Raw genomic sequence first — 9,665 nt, 5'->3', positions numbered from 1 at the left:
GGGAGCGGAGCACGACGAAGGCGCTGACCAGCTCGCCGCGGCGTCGCGGACGGAGCGGGATGTCCACGCGCCGGCGCTCGCCAGGCGGGATGCGCAGGTGCTGTCGCGACTCCGGCGCGCCGGCGGTGGGCTGCCAGGCGTCGCGGAGGAGGACGTCGAGCAGTCGGGCCCCGCGGTTCTCCACCGCCACGCTGACCGGGATCTGCTCGCCGAGACGCGCACGCGCCGGGACGCGCCGGGTGACGGTCGCCGCGCAGGGGTCACCCGCGAAGACGAGATCGACCACGACGAGGAGCACGCAGAGCCCGATCCATCCGCCCAGCACCGCGTACGGCGGGTACCCCGCCAGTCCCGCGAGGACCAGCGGCACGATGCCGACGGCGAGGGCGACGGCGAGGCGGCCCGTGACGAACACCTAGATCGGCACCCGGGTCTGCTGGACCACCGACGTCAGCACGGCGTCGGCGGACACGCCCTCCATCTGGGCGTCGGGGCGGAGCTGCAGGCGATGCCGCCACACCGGGACGAGCATCGTCTGGACGTGGTCCGGGGTCACGGCGGTGGAGGCGTTGAGCCACGCCCATGCCTTCGCCGCGGCGAGCAGGCCGGTCGAGGCCCGGGGACTGGCGCCGAGCTCGACGGAGGGGGACTGCCGGGTCGCGCGGGCGAGGTCGACCACGTAGCCCAGGACATCGTCCGTCACGTCGACCCGCGCAGCCGCCTGCTGCGCGGCACGGATCTCGTCGGCGCCGATCACCGCCTCGACGCCGGTGAGCTCCCGCGGGGAGAAGCCCTGGGCGTGGCGTCGCAGCACGGACACCTCCGCGTCCCGCTCCGGCATGCCCACGACGAGCTTCATCAGGAAGCGGTCGAGCTGCGCCTCCGGCAGCGAGTACGTCCCCTCGTGCTCGATGGGGTTCTGCGTCGCCGCGACGAGGAAGGGATCGGGCAGCGCGCGGCTGACGCCGTCCGCGGAGACCTGGCGTTCCTCCATCGCCTCCAGGAGCGCCGCCTGGGTCTTGGGAGGCGTGCGGTTGATCTCGTCCGCGAGCAGGATGTGCGTGAACACCGGTCCGGCGCGGAAGTCGAACTCCCCGGTCCTGGCGTCGTACACGAGGGATCCCGTGACGTCGCCCGGCATCAGGTCGGGGGTGAACTGGACCCTCTTGGTGTCGAGCCCCAGAGCCCGCGCGAACGAGCGCACCACGAGGGTCTTCGCCACTCCGGGCACCCCCTCGAGCAGGACGTGGCCGCGGGCCAGGAGCGAGACGAGCAGGCCGGTGACCGTACCGGCCTGGCCGACCACCGCCTTGTCGACCTCGGTGCGGACGCGGTGCATGGCCTGGCGCAGCGCGGCGTCGTCGGCGGGACTGTTCTCGTCGGTCACGGGGTCTCCTCGGCTTCGGTCGGGAAAAGGATGCGGGGTGGGCAGGTGCTCATGCGTCGCTCCGTGGGGTCTGCGCGCTCGTCTCCACGGCGGTCTCCAGCTCGTCGAGGCGTCGGGCGAGGGTGACCAGTGCCGCGTCGTCGGTGGGCGGCGGTCCCGCCAGCAGGCTCTGCAGCGTGCCGCGCGGGATCCGCAGCCGGTCGGCGGCGGCGTCCGCCACCTCGTCCGCACTCGCGTGCACGGCCAGGCCCAGCCGCCGCGCCAACCGCCGACGGGTTCCCTCTCGGAGCGCCTCGGCCGCGTGCGGGGCGTCGGCCGCCCTCGCCGTCAGACGGGCGCGTCCGTGCATCGTCTCCGAGGCGCGCACGGTGACCGGCAGGGTCTCGGCGACGAGCGGACCGAATCGTCGGCCCCGGGCCACGGCCACGGCCAGGCCCGCGGTGAGCAGCAGCAGGATCGCCGGGGTGACCCAGTCCGGGGTGAGGGTGCCGAGCGTATCGGGGGTCGCGCCCTGGATGTCGGTGTCCTCGTAGGACGGCACGTACCAGACCACGCGCGCGGTCTGTCCGAGCAGGGCGAGACCGAGCGCGGCGTTGCCGTCCTCGGCGAGGGTCGCATTGCTGAAGAGCTTGACGCCCTCGACGACGGCTCGGTGTCCGTCACGGTCGTCCACGAGCACGGCGGCCGCATCGCCGTCGGCGAAGCAGCCGGTGACACCGTCGGCGGGGGCGAAGAGTCGATCGGGACGGATGTCGCCGACCTCGGCGAACGCGGGCACGGCGCACGCGGCCGGCCGGGGGGCCGCCGAGCCGGAGGCATTCTCGCCGATCGCCAGCTCGGAGAGGAGGTGCGTGCCGGTGGAGAGGAAGACCACACGGTCGGCCGGCGCGAGCAGATCCGCCAGAGCCTCGTCGGAGAGCGTGTAGGGGTTGGTCAGGGCGAGCGTGCTGTCCTCGTCGAGGGCGGCCGCGGCTGCCGCCCGGGAGCGGACGACCTCGACCTCGACGCCCTGATCCCGGAGGAGCTCGGCGAGCGCCAGGGCGCCGGTGTCGGACCGGCTCTCCGGGTCGAGCGCGCCCCGCGCACCGGGACCGGTCGCGGCGAGCTGCGAAGCCGCGAGGGCCACGGCGATCACGAGCACCGCGACGAGGACCCATCCCCACAGGGACGCGGTGCGACGCTTCGGCCGCTCCGCGGTGGTGTCGACGGCCTCGTCGGGAGGGGCGGTCGTCGTCATGCCGGCACCGCCTCTGGGCGGTGGGCGCGGAGCCGCTCGTCGGTCGCGGCGAGGTGGCGGTAGTCGTCTTCGGCGGCGGGATGGCGCAGGTACCGCACATCGTCGAAGGACGCGGCGGCGCGGCGCAGGGACTCGGCCTCCTCGGCGAACACCGCGCTCGCGGACCGGGCGATCGACTGCGCGGTCGCGCCGGGTGCCGGATCGATGAGATCGCGCTCGAGCAGGCTGCGGGCGATGGCCCGATAGCGCAGCACGACAGCCGTGTCCCAGTCGTTCTGCCGTGCGCTGCGCTCGGCATCGGCGCGGAGCTGCGCGGCGCTGCGATCGTCGGCGGCGCCGAGCAGGTCGCCCTGGGGGCGGCGGATCGCTCGCGACCGTCGGGGGCGTCCCCAGACGAGCAGAGCGGTGACCAGGGCCGCCGCGATGAGCACCGTGACGACGATGAGCGCGGTGGGGCCGACGTTCGCGCCGTTGTCCCCGCTGAAGAGGTCGCCGAGGAAGCGCATCACGTCGCGCGCGAACAGATCGAACCAGGTGGGCTTCGCGTCCGCGTACCGCGGGTTGGACAGCTCCTCCTCGGCCCAGCGTCGTGCCTCCTCCCCGTCCGGGACGAAGACGTCGTCGAAGCGCCGCATCATGGCTGCGGGGAGCTGCCCGGAGCCGTCCATCCGCCTCCCGCATCGGCATCGGCGGGGGGCGAGGCCGGGGGTGCCGGCGCGGGTGGGGGCGGCGGGGCGAAGGAGGGAGGCGCCGTCTGCGCACCCGGCGCCGGATATCCGGGAGCCCCGTATCCGGGAGCCCCGTATCCGGGAGCCCCGTATCCGGGAGCCCCGTATCCGGGCGCGCCGTACCCGGGGGCGCCGTATCCGGGGGCGCCGTACGCCTGCGTCATCATGACGTGCTCCGGCACCTGACGCGGCGGGGGAGCGCTGGTGACGGCCCGCGAGGGATCGACCGCGAAGGGATCGCCGAGCTGATCCTCGGGGACGCCGAGGTCGCGGCGCTCGACATGGGAGAGGAGGGCCTGGTCGAGACCCTCATAGCGCATCCGGCAGTCGAGGTAGACGAGCACGCCGCCGGTGCTCTGCACGACGATGGCGATCGCCTGCAGGATCAGCAGGAGAACCTGCGGGGCGAGGAGGGCGAAGACGTACCCGACCACCGCGCTCGGCTCACTGGCGCCGGTGGGCGCGATGACGGTGCCGAGGAACGAGGAGAGCATGGCGGTCGGGAAGCTGACCACCTGCATCGCCAGGCCCATGATCAGGCTGATGAGGAAGGTCACGCCGAATGCGACCCAGAAGCGGCCGCGGGTCAGGCGCCAGGACCGCACGAACGCCTCCCGGAACCGGGCGCGCTCCAGCACGAGGATCGACGGGACGAGCAGCAGCTTGGTCGACAGCCACACCGTGAGCGGGATCGCGGCCAGGCCCAGGAGGACCACGACGAGCACGACGATGCCGATCATCTCCGGGGTGCCGCCGAGGCCGCCGGCGATGAGCGCGCCGATGACGCCCGCGACGATGGCGAGGCCGCCGAAGAGGGCGAGCACCGAGAGGGAGGCGAATCCCGCGAGCCGCCAGAACGCCGGGGCCATCCGGCGCCACAGCATGCGCAGCGTGGCCTTGACGCCGACCGTGGCGTAGCCGACCTCGGCGGCCACGACGCCCTGCATGATCGCGGTGAACGCGATGGACGCGAGCCCGACGAGGAGCCCGGCGAGGAGGTTGATGGCGATCGTGCCGGCGAACACGGCCTCGAAGTCGGGGGAGGAGGGGGCGACCGTCTCCAACCGGGAGAACGTCGTGAACAGGACGACGCCCATCACCCCGGCCGTGGCGATGACCACGATGAGCTGGATGACGACGGCGAACCCGAACAGGACCTTGGGGTTGTGCCGCAGCGCCGCGAAGGCCTTGCCCAGCAGCATGCCGAAGGTCAGCGGGTGAAGGGGGATGATGCCCTTCCGGGGAGCTGGGGTCCACGTCTGGCCGCTCACGGGCCTCCCTCCGTCGTGCGCTCCCATCGTGTCATATCCTCGCGCTGAGGCGCAGACCTGCGGAGGGCGGGACTCGGTGCCATAAGGTAACAGTTATGACCTCACGCATCCTTGTGGTCGACGACGACACCGCGCTCGCCGAGATGATCGGCATCGTGCTGCGCACGGAGGGATTCGAGCCGGTGTTCTGCGCGGACGGCGCGCGCGCCGTCGACGAGTGGCGCGCGCAGCGTCCCGACCTGGTGCTCCTCGACCTGATGCTCCCCGGTATGGACGGCATCGAGATCTGCACGCGGATCCGCGCCGAGTCGGGGGTGCCGATCATCATGCTGACGGCACGCAGCGACACGGCCGACGTGGTGCGCGGTCTCGAGGTCGGCGCCGACGACTACATGGTCAAGCCGTTCAATCCCAAGGAGCTCGTGGCCCGCATCCGCACCCGGCTGCGGCCGACACCGCAGGCCTCCAGCGAGCAGCTGCGGATCGGCGACCTCACCGTCGACGTGGACGCGCACGAGGTGCGCCGCGGGACGACGCCGATCGCCCTCACGCCGCTGGAGTTCCAGCTCCTCGTGGCCCTCGCCTCCAAGCCGCAGCAGGTGTTCTCCCGCGAGATGCTCCTCGAGCAGGTCTGGGGCTACCACTACAAGGCCGACACCCGGCTCGTGAACGTGCACGTGCAGCGCCTGCGGGCGAAGGTCGAGCTCGACCCGGACAACCCCAAGATCGTCATGACGGTCCGCGGCGTGGGCTACCGCGCCGGCAGCGTCACCTAGAGACCCCATGGCCGCGACGACAGCGACCACGGCCGTCGCCGTCCTCCGCGACTGGCGCGGCTGGCCGGACGTGCTGGCGGCGCTGTGGCGACGGTCGCTCCGGTTCCGCACCCTCGCGATCACCCTGGTCGCCACGTCGCTGGCGATCTTCATCACCTGCGTCACGATGGCTCTCGTCATCCAGAACGACCTCTTCGTGTCGCGGAAGAACGTCGCGCTGGAGGATGCCCGGCGGGCGGTGGACCAGGCGCAGTCGCTCCTGGACGTGGCGGAGGTGGGCGACGACCCCGCGGCGCTGACCGATCTGTGGAACGGCATCCCGGACACCCTCTCGCGCACGTCGAGTGCCGACCAGCTCGCCGGCTTCAAGATCCAGGACGGTTCAGGGACGGTCCGGCTCAACGGCTTCACCGCCGGGCTGACGCCGGATCTGCTGAGCCCCGAGCTGCAGGCCCGGGTCCGCGAGTTCGACGACCGGCAGGCCTGGCAGTCCGTCGCCCTTCCCACGGAGGATGGCGGCGTGGTGCCGGGCATCGTCGTGGGGCAGCAGCTCCAGGTGCCGCAGGCCGGATCCTTCGAGATCTACTTCGCCTACGACCTCGCCGACGCCGACCAGACCCTCGTCTTCGTCCAACGCACCCTGTGGATCGCCGGGATCGGGCTGGTGGCCATCGTCGCGGCCATCTCCTGGATCGTGCTGCGGACCGTGTCGACCCCGATCGTCCAGGCGGCGGAGACGAGCGCGCGGCTCGCGGCGGGCGATCTCGGTGTGCGGCTGGAGGTGCACGGCGAGGACGAGCTCGCGACCCTCGGCCGCTCCTTCAATGCGATGGCCGACAGCATCGAGGCGCAGATCAAGGAGCTCGGCGAGCTGTCCATGGTGCAGCAGCGCTTCGTGTCCGATGTCTCGCACGAGCTCAGGACCCCGCTGACGACGATCCGCCTCGCCGCCGACATGCTCAACGACCAGCGTGACGAGTTCGATCCCACGACCGCACGCACCGCCGAGCTCCTGCACGCGCAGGTGCAGCGGTTCGACACGCTGCTGGCCGACCTGCTGGAGATCAGTCGCTACGACGCGGGGTCCGTGCAGCTCGAGCTGGAGGCCACGAGTCTCGCGCAGCTCGCGGAGGACGTGATCGAGCAGATGCGGCCGCTCGCGGAAGGGCACGGCACGGAGATCCGTCTCGTGGCACCCGGCGGCTACTCGCCGGTCGACATGGACCCGCGCCGCGTGCGGCGGGTGCTGCGCAACCTCATCGGCAACGCGATCGAGCACGGCGAGGGACGCCCGGTCGTCGTCACGGTGGACAGCAACCAGCACGCGGTGGCGGCCGGCGTCCGGGACTTCGGGCTGGGCATGGACCCCGGAGACGCGGAGCGGGTGTTCGACAGATTCTGGCGGGCGGACCCGTCGCGTCAGCGCACGATCGGCGGCACCGGGCTCGGGCTGTCGATCGCCCTCGGCGACGCCACCCTCCACGGCGGGACCCTGGCGGTCTGGTCCGAGCTCGGCGTCGGCTCCCACTTCGTCCTCACCGTCCCCCGCCACGACCGGGTGCTCGACGGACCCAGTCCGATCCCGGTGGAGCCGCAGGAGCCCCTCGCCGAGCTCGGTGATGCCACGCAGCCGATCTCCATCGCCGAGACGTACTCTGATCTCCTCGACGGGAAGGACCAGTCATGAGCACGCGCGCGTCACGTCGCCTCCTCCGCGCCGCTGCCGTGGCGGTCGTGGCCCTGCTGCTGCCGGCCTGCGCGGGGCTGCCGACGAGCGGAGACGTGGCGGTCGGCCTCGAGCTCGGGGAGTCGCCGGACGACGTCGACGTCCTCCCCGTCGCCTCCGGACCGATCGCGGGTGCGGGGCCGGAGGAGATCGTGGAGGGCTTCCTCGAGGCGGGCATCACGACCTCGGACAACTGGGCCACGGCGCGCGAGTTCCTGGCGCCGTCGCTGCAGCGGAGCTGGCGCCCGTCGGCGGGCGTCTCCATCGACGCCGGAGCGGAGGCGCGGACCCTGACCTCGAACGTCGCCGATGACCAGGTCGAGGACGCCGACGAGGCCGAGGTGCAGGTACTGCTCGAGCTGGTCGCGAGCGTGGACGACTCCGGGGCGTACAGCGGTGCCCCCGGCGATTCGAGCATCCCGTTCGCCCTGGCCCGGGGCGAGGACGGCGAGTGGCGCATCACCCAGGCGCCGGACGGCGTCGTGATCGACGAGGCGCGGTTCCCCAACGTCTTCGAGGGGTACTCGCTGCAGTGGTTCGATGCAGGCTGGTCGCGGCTGGTCCCGGACATACGGTGGTTCCCCCGCCGTCAGAGCCCGGCGACCACGGTGACCCAGGCGCTCGTCGCCGGAACCCCGGCGGAGTGGCTCGATCCGGCGGTCCAGACGGCCTTCCCCGCCGACGTGCAGCTGGCGCAGGACGCGGTGCTGATCACGGCGCAGGTCGCCGAGGTGTCGCTGACCCGTCCCGCGGCTGGTCTCGACCGGACGACCCTGGCGCGCATGCGCACCCAGCTGCAGGCCACGTTGAGGGCCGCCGGCGTGAACGTCACCCAGGTGCGCTTCAGTGTCGACGGGAGGGCTCTCGACGCGGGGGTCGTCGAGCTCGCCGACTCCACGCCGGAACCGGGGACGCTGGTGCTGAAGGACGGCGTGTTCGGGCGCATCGTCGGCGACGAGATCGCGTCGATCCCCGCCATCAGCCCGCAGATCCAGTCCGTGTCGCAGCCGATCGAGGCGATCGACGTCGCCGCGGACGATGCGAGTGCCGCGCTCCAGCTCGACGACGGCCATGTGTACCTCGTGGGCAAGAGCTCGCGCGACGAGCTGGATGCTCGTCCGGGCCTGGTGCATCCGTCCCTCGACCCCTACGGCTACGTGTGGTCGGTCCCCGCGGGCGCGCCGCAGGCCGTGCAGGCCGTCGGTCCGGACGTGGTCCCCCACAAGGTCGCCGGTGCCTGGCCGAGCGCCTCCTCCATCTCCGACCTGCGGGTGGCGGCGGACGGCGCCCGCGTGGCGGCGGTGATCGTGGTCGGCGGCCAGCGCTGGCTCGCGGTCGCGTCGGTGGTGCGGGACGGGTCCGGTGTGCCGACGGACCTCGGCGAGATGCGCCCGCTGCTCCAGCTCACCGAGGCGTCGACGGGACTCGCCTGGCTGGGTCCGGATCGCCTGGCCGTCCTGACCGATTCGTCCACCCCGCGGCTCCTGGTGCAGCCGGTCGGCGGTCCCGGGTCGGCGGAGACCGCACCCAGCGACGCCGCCTCGGTCGCCGGCGCCCGCACTCCCGCGGGCGTGCGCATCCTCGATGCCGATGGTCAGCTGTTCGCTCACGCCGGCTCGGCGTGGCGCGAGGTCGCGGAGGGCGTCGCGATCCTCGCCACCCGCGCCGGGGAGTGACTACTCCTGCACAGCGGCGCTTGACGTCCGTCCGCCCCCACCTCGTCCCCTTCGTGGTCCGCGCGGCGGCTCCGGGCGACAGGATGCCCGCATGGGGATCACGACACGGACGCACGCGCTCCTCGCCGAGATCGGCGCCCTGCTGCTCGCCGCGCGGTGCGCCGGGTGCGAGCGTCCGGGGACGCTGCTCTGCCACGACTGCCGGCACGCGCTCGATCCGTCGCCGCGCGAGGTGCGCACGCCGGCCGGCCTGCGGGTCCGAGCCGCGCTCGCTCTGGAGGGTCCCGCAGCGTCCTGCATCCGGCGGATGAAGGGGGAGGGCGAGACGCTCCTGGCCCGGCCGCTCGGCGCCGCGCTCGCCGCTGTCCTGACGCCCGTCCTCGTCCCCGGGGTCTGGGTGATCCCGGTGCCGACCTCGCGCGCCGCGTTCCGTCGTCGGGGCACCCGCGTTCCGGAGCTCCTCGTCCGGCGCGCCGGAGCCGATCCGCAGCGCGTCCTGACCCTCACGCGCCGGGTGCGCGACCAGCGCGAGCTGGCTGCCCCGGACCGCGCCGCGAACGTCCGCGGGGCGATGATCTCGCGGCGCCGGGGACACGGGGCCCCGGCGGTGGTCGTAGACGACGTGGTCACGACGGGGGCCACACTCGACGAGGCGGTCCGGGCGCTCGTCGCCGCCGGGTTCGTGGTCGTCGGGGCCGTCGCGCTCGCCGCCACGCCGAAGTCGCCGGAATCCGGATGAGGTTCATCGAAGACTCACCGGAGACACAGGGTCGAGGGCCGTGACATCCGCCGCGCGTCGGACTACGGTGGGGTGTCACAAGGCGACCACGGTCCGCCCTTGGCCGGGTGGACCGGGACAAGGAG

The 9,665-nt window shown here is 73.0% G+C and carries 8 protein-coding genes and 1 pseudogene; 4 read left to right on the top strand and 5 right to left on the bottom strand.

The window, feature by feature from the left end; translation table 11 throughout:
• The 5 genes and pseudogenes from D8M34_RS14925 to D8M34_RS14905 all read right to left on the bottom strand — a co-directional run.
• Positions 1-415: pseudogene (locus D8M34_RS14925) on the bottom strand (DUF58 domain-containing protein); the annotation flags it as partial.
• Complete coding sequence (locus D8M34_RS14920; protein ID WP_231729611.1) at positions 416-1,339, bottom strand: AAA family ATPase; 924 nt, start codon at positions 1,337-1,339, stop codon at positions 416-418. It abuts the pseudogene before it with no gap.
• Positions 1,340-1,436: 97 nt separating this feature from the next.
• Positions 1,437-2,624 (bottom strand): DUF4350 domain-containing protein, encoded by a 1,188-nt coding sequence (locus D8M34_RS14915; RefSeq protein WP_025103041.1) that lies wholly within the window; start codon positions 2,622-2,624, stop codon positions 1,437-1,439.
• Positions 2,621-3,292, bottom strand: coding sequence for a DUF4129 domain-containing protein (locus tag D8M34_RS14910; protein WP_085607153.1), 672 nt, complete (start codon positions 3,290-3,292; stop codon positions 2,621-2,623). Before D8M34_RS14910 ends, D8M34_RS14915 begins: the two co-directional genes overlap by 4 nt.
• Positions 3,259-4,623: a glycerophosphoryl diester phosphodiesterase membrane domain-containing protein gene (locus D8M34_RS14905; RefSeq protein WP_126894378.1), complete on the bottom strand. Its 1,365-nt coding sequence runs from the start codon at positions 4,621-4,623 to the stop codon at positions 3,259-3,261. The genes D8M34_RS14910 and D8M34_RS14905 overlap by 34 nt, the downstream gene beginning before the upstream one ends.
• Positions 4,624-4,718: 95 nt before the next feature.
• On the opposite strand from D8M34_RS14905, the gene mtrA reads away from it, so the two are divergent.
• The 4 genes from mtrA to D8M34_RS14885 all read left to right on the top strand — a co-directional run bounded on the left by mtrA (position 4,719) and on the right by D8M34_RS14885 (position 9,540).
• The gene (gene mtrA, locus D8M34_RS14900; RefSeq protein ID WP_025103044.1) at positions 4,719-5,399 is read left to right on the top strand and encodes an MtrAB system response regulator MtrA; all 681 of its coding nucleotides are present in this window, start codon (positions 4,719-4,721) and stop codon (positions 5,397-5,399) included.
• Between the two features lie 7 nt (positions 5,400-5,406).
• A complete protein-coding gene (mtrB, locus tag D8M34_RS14895; RefSeq protein WP_025103045.1) occupies positions 5,407-7,086 on the top strand; it encodes an MtrAB system histidine kinase MtrB in 1,680 nt (559 codons plus the stop codon).
• Positions 7,083-8,801: an LpqB family beta-propeller domain-containing protein gene (locus tag D8M34_RS14890; protein ID WP_126894377.1), complete on the top strand. Its 1,719-nt coding sequence runs from the start codon at positions 7,083-7,085 to the stop codon at positions 8,799-8,801. Before mtrB ends, D8M34_RS14890 begins: the two co-directional genes overlap by 4 nt.
• A 91-nt stretch (positions 8,802-8,892) precedes the next feature.
• Positions 8,893-9,540, top strand: a complete 648-nt coding sequence (locus D8M34_RS14885) for a ComF family protein (RefSeq protein WP_126894376.1) — start codon at positions 8,893-8,895, stop codon at positions 9,538-9,540.
• Positions 9,541-9,665 lie beyond the last annotated feature (125 nt).

Source organism: Microbacterium sp. HSID17254 (assembly GCF_003989315.1).
Lineage (GTDB): Bacteria > Actinomycetota > Actinomycetes > Actinomycetales > Microbacteriaceae > Microbacterium.
The sequence above is the reverse complement of the archived record's forward strand: the minus strand, read 5'-3'. Positions and strand labels throughout refer to the sequence as shown.

Coding starts and splice junctions, on each gene's coding strand:
- D8M34_RS14920 (WP_231729611.1), bottom strand. CDS start 1,339: ATGCACCGCGTCCGCACCGAGGTCGACAAGGCGGTGGTCGGCCAGGCC.
- D8M34_RS14915 (WP_025103041.1), bottom strand. CDS start 2,624: ATGACGACGACCGCCCCTCCCGACGAGGCCGTCGACACCACCGCGGAG.
- D8M34_RS14910 (WP_085607153.1), bottom strand. CDS start 3,292: ATGGACGGCTCCGGGCAGCTCCCCGCAGCCATGATGCGGCGCTTCGAC.
- D8M34_RS14885 (WP_126894376.1), top strand. CDS start 8,893: ATGGGGATCACGACACGGACGCACGCGCTCCTCGCCGAGATCGGCGCC.
- mtrB (WP_025103045.1), top strand. CDS start 5,407: ATGGCCGCGACGACAGCGACCACGGCCGTCGCCGTCCTCCGCGACTGG.
- D8M34_RS14890 (WP_126894377.1), top strand. CDS start 7,083: ATGAGCACGCGCGCGTCACGTCGCCTCCTCCGCGCCGCTGCCGTGGCG.
- mtrA (WP_025103044.1), top strand. CDS start 4,719: ATGACCTCACGCATCCTTGTGGTCGACGACGACACCGCGCTCGCCGAG.